This window comes from Haloarcula sp. H-GB5, assembly GCF_054850705.1.
The window spans coordinates 960,294-975,259 of record NZ_JBTWBG010000002.1 but is presented as its reverse complement, the minus strand read 5'-3'; the positions used below and the strand labels follow the sequence as shown (position 1 = coordinate 975,259).

At 62.0% G+C, this 14,966-nt stretch carries 14 protein-coding genes; 9 read left to right on the top strand and 5 right to left on the bottom strand.

The genetic code is table 11. The features are described 5' to 3' along the window. Positions 1–218: 218 nt before the first annotated feature. Complete coding sequence (locus tag ACYJ11_RS12985; protein WP_461648077.1) at positions 219–1,025, bottom strand: IclR family transcriptional regulator; 807 nt, start codon at positions 1,023–1,025, stop codon at positions 219–221. 540 nt (positions 1,026–1,565) lie between these two features. Here ACYJ11_RS12985 and ACYJ11_RS12980 point away from each other — a divergent pair. The 7 genes from ACYJ11_RS12980 (at position 1,566) to ACYJ11_RS12950 (ending at position 9,182) form a co-directional block, all read left to right on the top strand. Next, positions 1,566–2,291, top strand: a complete 726-nt coding sequence (locus ACYJ11_RS12980; protein ID WP_461648076.1) for a DUF7260 family protein — start codon at positions 1,566–1,568, stop codon at positions 2,289–2,291. 246 nt (positions 2,292–2,537) lie between these two features. Continuing rightward, a complete protein-coding gene (locus ACYJ11_RS12975; RefSeq protein ID WP_461648075.1) occupies positions 2,538–3,050 on the top strand; it encodes a plastocyanin/azurin family copper-binding protein in 513 nt (170 codons plus the stop codon). A 1-nt stretch (position 3,051) separates the two neighbouring features. Beyond that, a complete protein-coding gene (gene nosZ / locus ACYJ11_RS12970) occupies positions 3,052–5,031 on the top strand; it encodes a TAT-dependent nitrous-oxide reductase (protein ID WP_461648074.1) in 1,980 nt (659 codons plus the stop codon). A gap of 30 nt (positions 5,032–5,061) precedes the next feature. Further along, positions 5,062–5,859: a hypothetical protein gene (locus tag ACYJ11_RS12965; protein ID WP_461648073.1), complete on the top strand. Its 798-nt coding sequence runs from the start codon at positions 5,062–5,064 to the stop codon at positions 5,857–5,859. Beyond that, on the top strand, positions 5,856–7,247 hold the full coding sequence (gene nosD / locus ACYJ11_RS12960; RefSeq protein WP_461648072.1) for a nitrous oxide reductase family maturation protein NosD: 1,392 nt from the start codon (positions 5,856–5,858) through the stop codon (positions 7,245–7,247). The genes ACYJ11_RS12965 and nosD overlap by 4 nt, the downstream gene beginning before the upstream one ends. Continuing rightward, the gene (locus ACYJ11_RS12955) at positions 7,234–8,241 is read left to right on the top strand and encodes an ABC transporter ATP-binding protein (RefSeq protein WP_461648071.1); all 1,008 of its coding nucleotides are present in this window, start codon (positions 7,234–7,236) and stop codon (positions 8,239–8,241) included. The genes nosD and ACYJ11_RS12955 overlap by 14 nt, the downstream gene beginning before the upstream one ends. Continuing rightward, entirely contained in the window at positions 8,238–9,182 is a 945-nt protein-coding gene (locus ACYJ11_RS12950; RefSeq protein WP_461648070.1) for an ABC transporter permease, read from the top strand. The genes ACYJ11_RS12955 and ACYJ11_RS12950 overlap by 4 nt, the downstream gene beginning before the upstream one ends. Before the next feature lie 2 nt (positions 9,183–9,184). Here ACYJ11_RS12950 and ACYJ11_RS12945 read toward each other — a convergent pair whose 3' ends face one another. The 3 genes from ACYJ11_RS12945 to ACYJ11_RS12935 all read right to left on the bottom strand — a co-directional run bounded on the left by ACYJ11_RS12945 (position 9,185) and on the right by ACYJ11_RS12935 (position 12,229). Further along, entirely contained in the window at positions 9,185–10,081 is an 897-nt protein-coding gene (locus ACYJ11_RS12945) for a hypothetical protein (protein ID WP_188976607.1), read from the bottom strand. Positions 10,082–10,120: 39 nt separating this feature from the next. After that, complete coding sequence (locus ACYJ11_RS12940; protein WP_461648069.1) at positions 10,121–11,224, bottom strand: IFT57 family protein; 1,104 nt, start codon at positions 11,222–11,224, stop codon at positions 10,121–10,123. 171 nt (positions 11,225–11,395) lie between these two features. Then, the gene (locus ACYJ11_RS12935; protein ID WP_461648068.1) at positions 11,396–12,229 is read right to left on the bottom strand and encodes an MBL fold metallo-hydrolase; all 834 of its coding nucleotides are present in this window, start codon (positions 12,227–12,229) and stop codon (positions 11,396–11,398) included. 113 nt (positions 12,230–12,342) lie between these two features. On the opposite strand from ACYJ11_RS12935, the gene ACYJ11_RS12930 reads away from it, so the two are divergent. Then, positions 12,343–12,792, top strand: a complete 450-nt coding sequence (locus tag ACYJ11_RS12930) for a universal stress protein (protein WP_461648067.1) — start codon at positions 12,343–12,345, stop codon at positions 12,790–12,792. Positions 12,793–12,905: 113 nt separating this feature from the next. Here ACYJ11_RS12930 and ACYJ11_RS12925 read toward each other — a convergent pair whose 3' ends face one another. Next, complete coding sequence (locus ACYJ11_RS12925; protein WP_188976599.1) at positions 12,906–13,304, bottom strand: YlbF/YmcA family competence regulator; 399 nt, start codon at positions 13,302–13,304, stop codon at positions 12,906–12,908. A gap of 293 nt (positions 13,305–13,597) precedes the next feature. On the opposite strand from ACYJ11_RS12925, the gene ACYJ11_RS12920 reads away from it, so the two are divergent. Further along, positions 13,598–14,914, top strand: coding sequence for a methyl-accepting chemotaxis protein (locus tag ACYJ11_RS12920; RefSeq protein ID WP_461648066.1), 1,317 nt, complete (start codon positions 13,598–13,600; stop codon positions 14,912–14,914). Positions 14,915–14,966 lie beyond the last annotated feature (52 nt).

Genomic DNA, 14,966 nt, shown 5'->3' with positions numbered 1-14,966 from the left:
ACAGCCTGTAGGCATGGCTATCGGGCCTGCTGCGCTATCACAGAACTCTTACTAACGATGGTACGACTGTTATTGTGGCTCATTTGCCGGGAGAACCGCTCCGTTCGACGGTCACAGTAGCGCAGCTGGGATTTGAGCTATCCAAATGTCGGAAACCGGACGCCGTCGTCGTTTCGTGGTCGTCGCCGACACATAGCGACAAGTGTACGACGCCGTTGTTACATGCCCCGATCGAACGATGTCATTTCGAGATTGACTTCGATGAGGTTCGCGGCCTCCATCACCATCTCGGGAATTTCGGTGTCGAACCGGCTCCCTTTCAGACGGCTGGTCGGTGCAGTCACACTGACCGCGCCGACGACGGTCCCGTCGTTGTCCAGGATCGGCGCACCGACCGCCCGGAGGCCACGGATCTCTTCCTCGTCGTTTGTCGCGTATCCTCGCTCCTGAATTGTTTCTAGCTCGTCACAGAGCGTCTCTCGGTCCGTAATCGTGTGCTGTGTCTGTCGTGAGAGGCCCTCCCGATCGATTATTTTCTCGACGCGCTCGTCCGGGAGACACGAGAGGATTGCCTTCCCCGAAGCGCTGTCATGGAGGTGTTGTGGTGCCTCCCGCAACTGGAGGTGGTAGTCCATTCCGACGGCGTGTTCGCCCCGCCGCTCGTAGATGGCGACTTCACGACCGTCGTTTTCGACAACCAGATGGACGTACTCGCCGGACCTGTCGGCCAGTTTGTCGACTTCTTCCTGGCCGGCAGTGTAGAGCTCTGTTTCGTTGCGGACGTGTTCGCCCATCGTGACGAACCGAAAGCCGAGCTGGTATGTATCGTTGTCCTTCGTGAGAAAACCACAGTCGGTCAGGGTCGCAAGATACGTGTGAAGCGTTCCCTGGGAGAGCTCGATTCGCTCGTTCAGTTCCTGCAACGTCGCGCTGTGTGACTCCTGAACGGCTTCGATGATCTCACAGGCGTTCTCCACGGACTGTATCCGCCGGCCCGTGTTTTGTGTGTCGGCGTCGTCGGTCATTACCCGAGTAGAGTTGCCGTCATTATTTAAAAACCCGGATGTGAGCGATGAGCGACCGGAACAACTGCTCGACTGCTACCGACCGACAGATAGCAATGCCTAGCACGGTAAAACCATTTGACTCCTCCGTTACAGAATTACTTGGAGACGAAACATGGCGAAGTCCACAGTTCCGATCCTACAACGGCCATCTGTCGAGATCTGTAGTCATATGCTATCGTAATATGTTCAAAAATGGCCAATGTGTAAGTATATTTCGAATGTATACCTACAAAGCTCGCTAGTTTTGCCTGCCATTCCAGTTTTCACATTATACTGTTCTAAATAGCACAGGTTTATGAGCAAATCTGAGAGTGACACTCGTTCTCGAAATCAGATGCTATTCTACGGGCACTGACACTGTTGAGAGAGCGAAACCGCACGACACACCCCGATCCCAACACTGTTGACGCGCTGAGACTATATAAATAGCCGTCCAGAACACGGGGGTGTTGACCGGTAACTAAAACACTTATTGTTGTTACTGAACGAGACACTAGTATGGCAACGACGCCTGCGCAGGACGGCACGCAGTGGTTCCTGCATACATGGCGAGACCACATTCTCGAGCCGATAGAGACGGCTCTCACTGTTCTTGACGAGGAGCATACGGAGCTTGCCGCCGAGCAGGCTGGTCTCGAAGAATTCCTGCAGCGCCTCCGTGCCGTCGACCCCGTCGAACAGCCCTCCTCCCCCGTCGGTGCGCGAAGTCGACAGTCCGTATCCGACCCCGTTGAAGCGCTACGGGACGCCTATGCTGACACGGTGCTGGCTGTCGACCACTACGAGTCGGTGTACGACGAATCACTGGTCGAGAACGTCGCTATCGAGTTCGGGCCGGACTACGCAGCGCTGTTCCATCCTGAGACAAATGTCGGATTCTCGCCGCCGCTCAAACGCTCGCTGGTGGCCGCGACCGAGCAAGCAATCGACGAACGGACCTCGCTGGACCGGGCTGTCAAAATCGAACAGGAATCGATGCGGGAGTACCGCGGCAGTCTGCGAGAGATCATCGAGACACTCGACAGCACAGTCGTCCCCGAGTGGTATCGCGAGACGTTCCAGAGCGACGTTACTGCGCTGTTACAGCAGCGCCAGGACCAACTCCATTCAAGCGTCCACCGGTTCGAGACCCACGAGTTCTGCACGTACATGTACGAAGAGCAACTCTGGACGTATCCGGTGTTGACCAGTCTCGCGCGGCTACAGGAATCTGTCGACAGTTGAGCGAAGGCGGTCCCCGGGGCAGACAGCTGTAGGCGTCACCGAAGCGCGGTGCACTGGATGCTGCCACTCACCACATGACCCGGGGACCTCAGAGACGATTGCATAGCCGTTGTATTTTGTGCCGGCCTTCACGAGTAGTCACCATTCACTATTTACGGGGGAACATATTCGCCCCACTTCCTGCGAGCTGAGAGTGCGGTTCCCTATATATACAGGTAGGTCTTCGAGTTGCAGCCGTGAGCTACAATGGCAACGCGTAGAACATTCGTGCGCGGTCTGGGCGTCGCGGCTGGAGTCGCGCTAGCTGGCTGTTCATCGGGCGGCGGGTCCGACAGCGGCGGTGACGGCGACTCGGGTGGCGGCGGTGACGGGTCAGACGGCGGCGAGACTGAGTCCAGTGACGGCGGAAGCGGGTCCGAGTGGACCGAGACGAGTACCGTCGAAATGACGGATGAACTGGCATACGAGCCGAAGAAAATCCAAGTCGAGGCAGGGACGACGGTCACGTTCGAGAACGTCGGTAGCATCGGCCACACGGTGACAGCCTACGAAGACAAGCTTCCCGACGGTGCGGACTACTTCGCGTCTGGCGGGTTCGACTCCCAGCAGGCCGCGAAAGACGGGTACAGCAACGGACAGGAAGGTAACATCCCGAAAGGCGAGAGCTACGAGGTCACGCTGGAGACGGCGGGCACGTACGAGTACTACTGCATCCCTCACGAGATGAACGGGATGGCCGGCACAATCAAGGTGGTCTGATATGAGCAAGAACGAAACCCCACGCGATCCGAACGAGGTCCTCGAAGAGTACGAAGAAACGCTCGACTCGGTGCTTGCGGAAGTCGAGTCTCCGGACGAAACGACCGAAGACGACGACCTCTCGCTTGGACTGCCCGGCCTCTCGCTCGGCCGCCGGGACTTCATGAAGGCCGGCGTCGCCGCCGGTGCAATGGGATCTGTCGCCGGCTGTTCGGCGCTGACCGGCGGCGGTGGCAGCGCGGGCAGCCAGTCGACCCCTTCGGGCAGCGGCGCGAGCCACACGGTCGAACCCGGCGAACACGACGAGTACTACGGCTTCTGGTCCGGCGGCCACTCCGGCGAACTGCGGGTCGTCGGCATCCCGTCGATGCGCGAACTCACCCGCATTCCGGTGTTCAACACCGACTGTGCGTCGGGGTACGGGTACACCGACGGCACGCAGGAGATGCTCGAAGAGGGCGGTGGCTATAGCTGGGGTGACAACCACCACCCGAACCTCTCGGAGACGGACGGGGACTACGACGGCGAGTACCTGTACGTCAACGACAAGGCCAACGGCCGCATCGCCCGCGTGAACCTCACGTACTTCGAGACGGACGCGATCACTGACGTCCCGAATATGCAGGCCATCCACGGCTGTACCGTCCTCTCACCGGACACGAAGTACGTGCTGGGGAACGGCGAGTTCCGCGTGCCGCTACCCAACGACGGGACCGACGTGAAGAACCCGGACAACTACACGTCGCTGTTCGTCGCCGTCGACCCCGAATCGATGGAGACCCAGTGGCAGGTCAAGGTCGATGGGAACCTCGACATCGTCGACACCGGTAAAGAGGGTCGGTGGGCCATCTCCTCGGCGTACAACAGCGAAGAGGCCACCGACATTCAGGGTATGACGAAGGACGACCGGGACAACGTCAAGGCCTTCGACATCCCGGCTATCGAGCAGGCCGTCGAGAACGGCAACTACGAGGAGGTCAACGGCATCCCCGTCGTCGACGGGACGCAGGGCAGTTCGCTCAATCAGGGCGATCGCCCGATCGTGAAGTACATCCCGACGCCGAAAAGCCCCCACTGTGTCGAGGTCGGACCGAACGGCGACTACGCATTCATCGCGGGGAAACTCTCGCCGACGGTGACGATGCTCGACCTGGATGCGCTGGCCGACTCCTCCGACCCCGAAGAGGTCGTCGCCGGGCGGCCACGCGTCGGACTCGGGCCGCTTCACACCACTTTCGACGGGAACGGGCACGCCTACACGTCGCTGTTCATCGACTCCCAGGCGGTCAAGTGGGACATCGAGGCGGCCGTCGAGGCCGAAGAAGGGTCCGAGGACCCCATCATCGAGAAGCAAGACGTCCATTACAACCCCGGCCACATTCAGGCGCTTGAGGCGATGACGACCGACCCCGACGGGGAATGGCTCGTCAGCCTGAACAAGCTCTCGAAGGACCGGTTCCTCCCCGTCGGCCCGATCATGCCCGACAACGACCAGCTCATCCACATCGGACAGGGCGAGGAGGAGATGGAACTGGTCGCGGACCACCCGGCTTACCCCGAGCCACACGACTGCGTGTTCGCCCACAAGGACAAGATCGACGCGAAGAAGGTCTACGACAAGGACGACTACGAGGAGACCTACATCACCGAAGAGGACTCCGGCGTCGAGCGCACGGGCGAGAGTAGCGTCCACGTCAAGATGACGACCAAGCGCTCGGAGTACGGCCTGCCTGACTTCACAGTGCAGGAGGGCGACGAGGTCACGCTGACGACAACCAACATCGAGGGCGTCCAAGACATCATCCACGGTGTCGCCATCCCCGAACACGACATCAACTACGCCGTGGCTCCCCAGGACACCCGCGAGGTCACCTTCACGGCAGACGACCCCGGCGTGTACTGGATCTACTGTACGTTCTTCTGTAGCGCCCTGCATCTGGAGATGCGCAGCCGAATGATCGTCGAGCCGGCGGAGGGGTAGCGCCACAACCCATTTCGGAGGTGTTCAGCCATGCAACGACCCACCATCGACGACTTCCGCGAGATCCGGCGGGGCCTCCCCGTGGCAGCGGCGCTGCTGTTCGTCGCAGCGCTCGCGTTCCCGATGTGGCACATCAGCGTCGACGCCGTCCAGTACCCCAGTACAACGCTGCACCTCAATCTGTACGCCTACCCGCGGCTGACCGGAGACTACACCGAGATGGCGCGGTTGAACCACTACATCGGCTTCTACTTCCCGGACCCGGTGTTCCTCGAACCGAACTACCCGGTGAAGGCGCGGGCCATCGACGTGCCGGAGTGGTCGCTGGGTCCAGTCGCGTTCATCGGCGTGTCACTGCTGTCAGTGTTCGTCGCTATCGCGCCGACCGCCGAGAAGCTCAAGCGCGGGCTGAAATACCAGTTCGGCGGCACCGTGCTGGTGTTCACCGTGATGCTGGCCGACATCCAGTACCGGCTCTGGCAGGCCGGCCACACGCTCGATCCCGGAGCGCCGGTGATGGGCGTCGCCGGCTTCACGCCGCCGCTGTGGGGCCAGTATCAGGTCGCAAACATCACCAGCGTCTCCCGGTTCGGCCTCGGCGCGTACATGGCCGCCACGGCCGTCGGACTGCTCGCGGTTTCGTACTACTACCGCGATCAGGCAGCGGCGTTCAGCGAACTCCCGGCCCGACTGCGCGACGGACTGACCGGACTTCCCGACGCCGTTCGGGACCGTCTGGGTCGTGACGGCGACAGCGACGAGGAAGACACCCCGCACCGCCCGACGACCACCGCGGCCGAACCTGACCAACCGGAAACACACTCATGAGCCCACTGTCCCACGATTTCGAGCGTGTGTTCGCCGTCGGTACCGCAGCCCTGCTCGTGCTGTCAGTCATGGCTGTCGGGATGGCCAGTGCCGGCGAGACCGGCGGGACCCACGACGACCTCGCCTTCGACCCCGACGTGCCTGACACCGACTCGTTCACCGCCCCGTCGGCCGACGGCACCGCGACGGTCGATAGTGAAACGTACGACAGCGCGCAGGCAGCGGTCGATGCCGCGGACCCCGGCGACACCGTCACGCTCGACGGTCGCTTCGACGAGACCCTCGTCGTGACGACGCCGAACGTCACGCTGTCCGGGAGCGGTCCCGGGTCGACGCTGCTACATGGCGACGGCGCAGGCGATGTGCTCGCCATCGAAGCGCAGGGCGTCACTGTGGCGGACCTCTGGGTCCGCAACAGCGGTTACGACACCGCAACGAATGACGCCGCGATATTCGTCAACGCCAGCGACGTCACGGTTCGCGACAGCCGCGTGACCGATATGACCTTCGGCATCTGGCTCGACGGCGTCGACGACGCCGAGATCCGCAACAACACCATCGTCGGCCGCGAGGAGATTACGCAGTTGACCAAGCGCGGCAACGGCATCCAGATCTGGAAGACCGAGGACAGCGTCATCCGGAACAACGACATAACCACTGTTCGGGACGGGCTCTATTTCAACTGGGCCAAGGACGTGAACGCGACCGGTAACACCATGTGGGACCTCCGGTACGGTGTCCACTACATGTACTCCGACGACTGCCACCTGCGGGACAACACCGCTTTCGACAACGACGTCGGGTACGCGCTGATGGTGTCGAAACACCTCGTCATCGAGGACAACGTCGCGGTCAACAACAGCGGCCAGTCCGGCCACGGCATCCTCGTCAAGAGTATCGACGACACGGACATCCGCGGTAACCACCTCGTCAACAACGAGAACGGGCTGTTTATCTACAACTCCGTCAGCAACCGCATCGTCGGGAACCTCGTCGTCGGTAACGACATCGGCGTCCACATCGCCGCCGGTAGCAACGACGAAACCGTGACCAAGAACAGTTTCATCCGCAACGACAGGCCGGTGCTCGCGGTCATGGGCGACCAAGTTCACTGGAACGAGAGCGTCGGGAACTACTGGTCCCGGGCGAACCCGACGGATGTTGACGACGATGGTATCGGCGACACCCGCTACCAGCCCGCTGGGACCGTCCAGCAGGTGACCGCGAAAAAGCCCGCCGCGCGGGTGTTCGCCAGTAGCCCGGCCTTCGACGCCGTTCGGCTGGCCGAGTCGTCCGTGCCTGTGGTCAAGTCGCCCGGCGTCGTCGATGCCCGCCCGCTCACCGAACCACCCCACGAGAACTGGAGGAGCTACTATGAACGTGATTGACGTCGACGACGTATCGAAAGCCTACGGCGGCGTGCAGGCACTCGACGGACTGAGTCTGTCTGTCGAGCAGGGGGCCACCCTCGGCGTGTTTGGCACGAACGGGGCCGGCAAGACGACGCTGTTCAAACTGTTGGTCGGGCTGAACCGGCCGGACGATGGCAGCGTCTCCGTCGCCGGCGCGGACCCGACCAACGGGACCGCCGTTCGCGAGCGGGTGCGCTACCTGCCGGAACACGCCGGCTTCCCGCCAAGCCTGACTGGCCGCGAGATACTCAGTTTCCATGCCCGGATGCGCTCGGTGCCCCGGGAAGACAGAGACCACCACGTCGAGCGCATCCTGCACACTGTCGGACTCGCTGACGCCGCAGACCGCCGGGTCGGCGGCTACTCCAACGGGATGAACCGCCGGCTCGGACTCGGCACGGCACTCGTCGGCGAGCCGGCCGTGCTGATACTCGATGAACCGACCGCGGGGCTCGACCCCGACGGTATCCGGGCGTTCCACGAGGTCGTGGAGTCCCTGGCGTCGGAGACGGACGTGACAATCGTCTTCTCCTCGCACGCGCTCGGGGAGATTCAGCGGCTCTGCTCGGAGGCGGTCATCATCGCTGACGGACAGGTGGCGACTGCGGGCCCGGTCGAAGAGCTTCGCCGCGCCGCCGCCGACGAGGTGACGGTGTCGCTGTCGCTGGCATCCGAGGCGGCTGCGAGCGATGTGGCAGGCATGCTTCGCGACCACGAGGGTGCGTCGAGTGTCAACCGTACCGGCGTTGATCTGACTGTCACCGCCGCCCCGACCAACGCCTACGACCTGCTAACCGCCGTCGGTGAGGGGTACGACATCGACCGCTTCGAGGTCCGGGAACCCGGCCTTGAGGCCGCGTTCCACGAGGCCGTCGGGGCGGATGGCGGCGATGGCTCCGGCTCCGACGGCACAGCGGCGACAGCGGCTTCGGAGGCGGCGACCGAGGACTCGGGAGGTGAGCCGGCATGAGCGAGGCTGATTCCTCGACAGATCCGACCCCGGACGGCGGCGTTGTCGCGGCCGACACTCCAGCTACCCGGTTACACGACGGTGGAACCGAGAGGGAGACGGCGACGGACGCGGCCGACGAATCGACGCTTGCTCGGCTTGCCGACAGCAGCCTGCTCACCATCGCTCGCCGAGAGTACCGGCTAGCCGTCCGGAGCCGGTGGGCACTCGGCGTGGCGCTGCTGTTCGGCCTCTTTACCACCGCAGTCGTCCAGTTCGGGGCGAGTTCAGTCGGCCCGGGTCGCTTCGACGCAGTCATTGCAACCATCGCCGAACTCGGCGTCTATCTCGTCCCGCTGACGGCGCTTGCGGTCGGGTACGACGCCATCGTCGGGGCGGACGAGCGCGGCTCACTCGAACTCATGCTCGCGCTCCCGGTGACGAAAGGCCGTGTCGTCGTCGGGACTGCCATCGGCCGGGCGGCAGTGCTGTCCGGCGCGATGTTGCTGGGCTTCGTTCCCGGCGCACTGTTGACCGTCCGATACATCGGTCTCGCCAGCGTCGGCCAGTACGCGGCGGTCGCCCTCGCAGCGGTGCTGACTGCCTGTGCGATGCTGGGCGTGGCGGTGCTAGTCTCGACGGTCGCACGGACGAAAACCCACGCGCTCGGTGTCTCCCTCGCCATCTGGCTGTGGGTCGCGCTGTTGCACGACCTGATCGCGCTCGGGGCGGTCGCGGGGTTCGACCTCGGGTCCGGCGCTATCGCCGCGGCGATACTGCTCAACCCCGTGGACTGCTTCCGCGTGCTCGCGCTCTCGCAGGTGGACGTGGTCGCCGGCGGCTTCGGTAGCGTGCTTGCACAGGCCGGGCTGACCCCGCCGATGGTCGCAGCGGGGCTCCTAGCATGGGTCGTCGTACCTGTCGGCGTCGCTGCGAAACTCATCCAGCGGCGGCGTCTCTGAAGCTAAATCGACTGCAGCGCTGTTTCTTCTGGCTCTTCGAACAGACTGGCGACCTGTTCCGTCGTCTCAGTACGCTCGTGGGCGTTTTCCAGAAGGACAGTCTCGCTGGGGAACAACTGCTCGCCGAGTTCGAGGCCGTGATCGCGAGCAGTCGACCCCGTGACGGTGAGGTAGACGCCGAGGCCGGTCGCCGCGATGTCTGCTTCCTCTTCACCACCCTCCATGGGATACGTAAAGGAGACGCCGTCGAGCGCACTCGTCCCTAGGACGGCTTCGACGAGCCGCTCGTACCGCGGTGAGATACAGAGTTCGCCCTCGTAGTTGGTGACGAAAGTCCGGTCGAGGGGCCCGTCCTGTGAGTCCATGACCTCCGGCGTCGCCAGCAGCGTGTGGTACACCGTATCTCCCAATCCGGTCACGACTCGCACGTCAGTGTCCAGCGGGTCGATACGGTCGTTGATTTCGTGGATGGCGGTCAGCGGCTCGTCCCGAAGCTGGACAACTTCTTCGAGCACGAGGTCGGCGCTGTCGAACCCGAGCGCGAACTCGTGGGTCCGGAGCGCCCGAAACGGTTCCTCGCGGCCGACCAGCTGGACATCCCCGTATTCGGTCGGCACAGTAACGCTGTCGAAGACGATTCGTCGGGGCATCCCGTCACGGTCGTCACGGAGCAGCGTGTATTCCGGCTCGTATGGCGTATCGAGCGAGGAGTAGTCGCTGATGCGATGGTACACGTCGGCGACCGCGTCCTGTTTGCCCTTTGTGACGGCCTTCTCGTAGCGAAGCGTCGAGATGATCTCGTCGGCCAGGTCGGTCGTCCCCGTGCGTCCGGCGAGTCGCTCCAGCACTGCTTCGAGAGGCCGGCCCTTTCGCGGAACGGCCACTCTCGTCGTCGTCATTATGCAGGCACAGACGGGGGATCGGTAAAACGAGTTCGGTTAGTCGCCGCCGCCGATAACCGACGATAGCTGTTCGCGCCACTGTTTGAGCTCCTCGATCTCCGATTCGGTCTCGTCGATCCGCTCTGCGAGGTCACCCTCGTCTATCTCCTCGCGGACGGCTTCGATGTCGTCTTCGAGCTCGTCGAGCTGGCCTTCGACGCTCTCGACTTCCTCGGAAAGGTCGTCGACCTGATCGGAGGCCGAAGTGGCTGTGTCTGTCGCCGACTGGACTTCGTCCTGGAAACCCTCCAGAGCCTCTTCGAAGGAGTCGAGGCGCTCGCCGAACTCCTGAATCATATCCTCGCCGGTACCGTTCTCTTCAAGGAACTCTTCGAGGGCATCGGTGTACGCACGGAGGTCTGCGACATCGCTCTGGATGCGCTGGATCCGGGCGTCGTTGACGCCGCCGGCGTCACTGTCGTTGTCATCTTCGGAGACGGCGTCGAGCGCACGCTTGAGGAGCTTCACGTCTTCGGGGGAGACGTTCTGGTCGCGGATTTCCTGTGCCATCGTCGCGACGACTGCGCCGGATTGGACCTCGGAATCTGCCGGCGCAGCGTTGCTCTCTTCGGGTGCTTCGACGCTTGAGTCCGGGTTGTTCGGATCAGAGAGGTCCAGCGTCTCGATGTCTTCGTCGTTATCGTCTTCGAGGCCGGGAACGCTGTCGGCGTCACCGGCGATAACGTCCCGAACAGCCTCGTCGCCGCCACCGACGAGGTCCTCCTCGTCCTCGTCCAGGGGCGGGTCGATACTCTCGATTTTTGGTTCCGTCAGGAACTTCTCGACGTCGTCGGTGCCCGTCGCACGGATACCGTAGACGGTCGTGTAGTCGGCTTCGGGTTCGAGTTCTTTCTCGAAGGCGATCCGGTTTTCGTTGATGTCCCAGTACTCACTGCCGTACTCGGGGTGGAAGCCCAGATCCTCGACCGCTACGTCTTCTGGAACGGTGTCGACTAACCTGACAGTCACCGCAACAGACCGTCGCGAAGTGAGATTGAACGCTATCGCGGGTACGGGGAACTCGTCCGCCTCGAACCGCTTGGTCACTGTCACGCCATCTGCGGCGACAGTGACTTCGTCGTAGGCTTGCGAATTGCTCATGGTCTGTATGGTCTCAGCAATAGTATTAAAGGTACGTACCTGACCAACATTTACACCTTTTTTCTATACTATACTGATTAATATAATCTAGAGACGTAACCTCAGTAACACGAGCAGGACGTGAGCCAGCAAAGACGGACAGTCCGCCCGTGTGGTACTGGCGAGTCGTTTTCAGTCGAGATCGTACCGGTCGCCGATTTCAACAATTGAAAGCGTCGAGGGATACGCGAAGCTGTTGGCGTGGTTGTGCAGGACGGTCGGCTCCGTCGTCATCCCCTTCCACATATCCCAGTGGGTCGGGACGAGGGTGTCAAGCTGGAGTTCGTTCGCGGCTTCGATAATCATGTTCTCGTCGTTGTACCACTGCGTTCGCGTGGGTTCGCCGGTCTCCTTGTCGTCGATCATCCCGACAGTCCCGAATGCGAGGACACCGACATCGATGTCGTAGCGCTCACCGATGGATTCGAACTCGCCGGGACGGGCGTCGCCGCCGTGGAAGAACGTGCCGGAGTCGTGTTCGAACACGTACGACACCGGATGCTCGGCGTCGGGGTCGTTGGCCGGTTCGACATGGATAGTCAGGTCGCCGATTTCGAGCGTGTCACCCTCCGTGACCTCGTGCAACTGGTCGTCGGTGACGCCGTAGTTCTCCAGCCACGCTTCCTCCCGGATGACGTCGTGACCGCTGTCGGTCGTGTAGTAGTCCGCGCCCGTCCCAGCGAGAATCGGGGCCTGGGACGGCCCGTGAACGTGGTCGGTATGTTCGTGGGTACCCAGAACCGCGTCGCACTCGGCGATGTCCTCGGGGTTGAACGGCACTGGGACCATCCGAACGGTTCGCGGCGGGTCGCCCGTACCGAGATACGGGTCGATGAAGACGGTCGTCCCGCCGCTCGATTTCAGGATGAAGCCGTTACAACCCAGATACCAGAGTGCCAGTCCGTCAGGCGTCGCCGACTCCACTGCACGCGGGAGCCAGTCGTCCCAATCAGATTCGACTGTCATGTCGGAAGATGCCACGCCCGGTCGCTAAGATGTTTCGAAGACGCCAGGCCGTCTCCCGCTATCTGAGAACGGAACCCTCGGTTTATTTCCTACCTGAGAGAAATACGACCTGTATGTACGATCACATCCTCCTCGCCTCAGATGGGACAGAAGCCTCGACCAACGCCGAATCCCACGCGATTGCCCTCGCAGCGGAACACGGCGCAACTCTCCATGCGCTGTATGTCGTCGACGAAGACGTCTACACGGCCTACAGCGGCGACGAGTACGTCGACGAATCGGAAGGACCGGAGCACGGCCTCGAAGAGACAGGTCAGGAGACGCTGGCCCGGATAGAGGCCGATGCAGAGGCATCCGGCGTCGACGTGACGACGACCCTGAAACACGGACGACCGGCCGAATCCATCATCGAGACCGCCGACGAGGTGGACGTCGACCTGCTCGTCCTCGGGACGAAGCGGCGGCCAGCGGAGTACCGGAGTCTCCTCGGCAGCATCACCGACAAGGTGCTTCGACTGACCGAGCGACCGGCGGTCGTGGTGAAAACCGAAGTCGAGGAGTAACTGCCCAGTCGGTCGAGTGTGTCACTGACCGGCGATAACTGTCGGCGGCATCGGCAGTCCTGACCGGCCGCTTCAGAGTCGGCGAAGAGTACGACCGCGAGAAGTACCGCTGTTCAGTCCTCGCAGCAACCGCCGGCTTTCTGGCCGAAGTCGACGGCCAGTTCCTCGGAGACGATCTCGTTGAGTTCCTGCAGGCGCAGTTCGAGTTCGTTCTGGGCTTCCAGATAGTCACTCATTACCGGGATGTCGTGGAGTTCCTCCTGCTTCTGCTGGACTTTCCGGAGGTCCTCCTGAGAGGCGTTTCCGGTCTGGCGGGCGAGCATGAACTCCTCGCGGATCTGCTCGAACTCTTGGATGGCCGCCTGCGCCTCGTCGTGGTTCTCGACAGCGTCTTTCGTCTCCTTGAATCGCTGGTACACCGGCAGATCGGCGATCGCTTCGCCGAACTCTGTAGCGAGCGCCTCGACGTGGTCACCGTCGATATCAGCGGCGGTATCGGTCTCGATGCTCATCACTGATTAGTATGAACTCGGGCGGTATAGACCTGCCGAAACCGGGTTGTTCTCTGCGGGATATCGGTCCCTGACAGCGTTCCTGCCGTGCTGTCGCTCGCATCGGATTCTCGGCCCGGCAGTTGTTCAATGTTGAATCGGGAAGCCGTGTGTATCGCGGTCGTTGTGGTCTGCATGAGCGCCGCTATACTGGTCGCTCTGTAGCTTCGCTCCTAGTGAGATTCGCTCAAACCAGTTATCAGCTGATATAATCGGTCGAAAACGGTATATTAGTTTCTAAGATAGGTCTTACAATGGCAAAAACTGCATCCGAAGACGGGCTGCTACCGGAGTCCGTGGACGACAGCGGAGAGTTCTGGCTTCACACGTTCGAATCGCTTGTTGAGGATATACCGGAGGCGGCATTCGTAGTCGATACAGACGCTAATATCACACACTGGAACGACACGGTTGGACAGATGCTCGGGCTCCCGGCGAGCGAGGCGGTCGGGATGAACGCATACGACGTGTTTGGCACAGAGGGGCAGGATGAAACGCTCGCTCAGGAGGTCATCAGGACGGGAGAGCCAGTCTGTGAAAGTGAGTTCCGCTCGGCCGAACGGCCAGACGGGACGATGGCTCACGCGCGGGCAGTGGCAATCCCGCTCAGGGGTCCTGGTGGGGACACTATCGGTGCGTTGGAGCTACTGATCGATTTCAGTGATATCGTCGAACAGCGTGAGGCGCTCCAGAACCTCCAGTCACAGATGGCGACGGACGTCGAGTCAGCGGTCGGTGAAATAAGCGACTCCGCCGCAGCCGTTACCGAGCAGTCCGACGAAATCAAGGAGATGGCAGGCGAGCAGTCCGACAACCTCGATGAGGTCCAGTCCGAGGTCTCCGGGTTCAGCGCGACCGTCGAGGAAATCGCCTCAAGCGCTGAGGAAGTGAGTAGTCAGAGCGGCGAGGCCAGAGAACTCGCCGAGGAATCCGTCGAGACGGCCGAGGAAACAATCGAACGCGTCGAGGATGCGACGGAGTCCGCCGAACAGGTCGCGTCGGACTCGACAGAGCTTCGCGGCCACATCGAAGAGATCGACGAGTTCGTCGAGGTCATCAACGACATCGCGGACCAGACGAATATGCTGGCGCTGAACGCCAACATCGAAGCCGCACGGAGCAACAGCGACAGTGACGGGTTTGCGGTCGTCGCCGACGAAATCAAAGAGCTGGCCGACGAGTCGAAACAGCACGCCGACGAGGTTGAGCGAATCGTCGTGGAGGTCCGCGAGATGGCCGACAGCACCGCCGAGAACGTCGAGGAGACGACGGGCGCAATTCAGCAGGCGCTCACTGACTTAGAGACGGTGCTCGACAACCAGCAGGCCATCGTCGACGCGACCTCAGAGACAGAACAGGGTATCGGCGAAGTCGCGGCGGCGACGGACGACCAGGCTGCAAGCGCCGAAGAGATCGCTAGCATGATCGACGAAATCGCCCAGCGTGCTGCCGAGGTGTCCGAGTCCATCGACGAGCTGGCTGGCGCAAACGAGACCCAGCACCGGATGGCTCAGGACTTAGAAGAGAACGTCGAGCGGGTCGAGCGCCGACTCGCCGAGATTATGGAGTGACTGTCGCTCACAGAAACACGGGGGTTATCACTCTCGAACGGATACAGGGGTG

What these genes read in the sequence shown, in the direction of transcription:
- ACYJ11_RS12985 (WP_461648077.1), bottom strand. Translation starts at nt 1,025, where the DNA reads ATGACCGACGACGCCGACACACAAAACACGGGCCGGCGGATACAGTCC.
- ACYJ11_RS12980 (WP_461648076.1), top strand. Translation starts at nt 1,566, where the DNA reads ATGGCAACGACGCCTGCGCAGGACGGCACGCAGTGGTTCCTGCATACA.
- ACYJ11_RS12975 (WP_461648075.1), top strand. Translation starts at nt 2,538, where the DNA reads ATGGCAACGCGTAGAACATTCGTGCGCGGTCTGGGCGTCGCGGCTGGA.
- nosZ (WP_461648074.1), top strand. Translation starts at nt 3,052, where the DNA reads ATGAGCAAGAACGAAACCCCACGCGATCCGAACGAGGTCCTCGAAGAG.
- ACYJ11_RS12965 (WP_461648073.1), top strand. Translation starts at nt 5,062, where the DNA reads ATGCAACGACCCACCATCGACGACTTCCGCGAGATCCGGCGGGGCCTC.
- nosD (WP_461648072.1), top strand. Translation starts at nt 5,856, where the DNA reads ATGAGCCCACTGTCCCACGATTTCGAGCGTGTGTTCGCCGTCGGTACC.
- ACYJ11_RS12955 (WP_461648071.1), top strand. Translation starts at nt 7,234, where the DNA reads ATGAACGTGATTGACGTCGACGACGTATCGAAAGCCTACGGCGGCGTG.
- ACYJ11_RS12950 (WP_461648070.1), top strand. Translation starts at nt 8,238, where the DNA reads ATGAGCGAGGCTGATTCCTCGACAGATCCGACCCCGGACGGCGGCGTT.
- ACYJ11_RS12945 (WP_188976607.1), bottom strand. Translation starts at nt 10,081, where the DNA reads ATGACGACGACGAGAGTGGCCGTTCCGCGAAAGGGCCGGCCTCTCGAA.
- ACYJ11_RS12940 (WP_461648069.1), bottom strand. Translation starts at nt 11,224, where the DNA reads ATGAGCAATTCGCAAGCCTACGACGAAGTCACTGTCGCCGCAGATGGC.
- ACYJ11_RS12935 (WP_461648068.1), bottom strand. Translation starts at nt 12,229, where the DNA reads ATGACAGTCGAATCTGATTGGGACGACTGGCTCCCGCGTGCAGTGGAG.
- ACYJ11_RS12930 (WP_461648067.1), top strand. Translation starts at nt 12,343, where the DNA reads ATGTACGATCACATCCTCCTCGCCTCAGATGGGACAGAAGCCTCGACC.
- ACYJ11_RS12925 (WP_188976599.1), bottom strand. Translation starts at nt 13,304, where the DNA reads ATGAGCATCGAGACCGATACCGCCGCTGATATCGACGGTGACCACGTC.
- ACYJ11_RS12920 (WP_461648066.1), top strand. Translation starts at nt 13,598, where the DNA reads ATGGCAAAAACTGCATCCGAAGACGGGCTGCTACCGGAGTCCGTGGAC.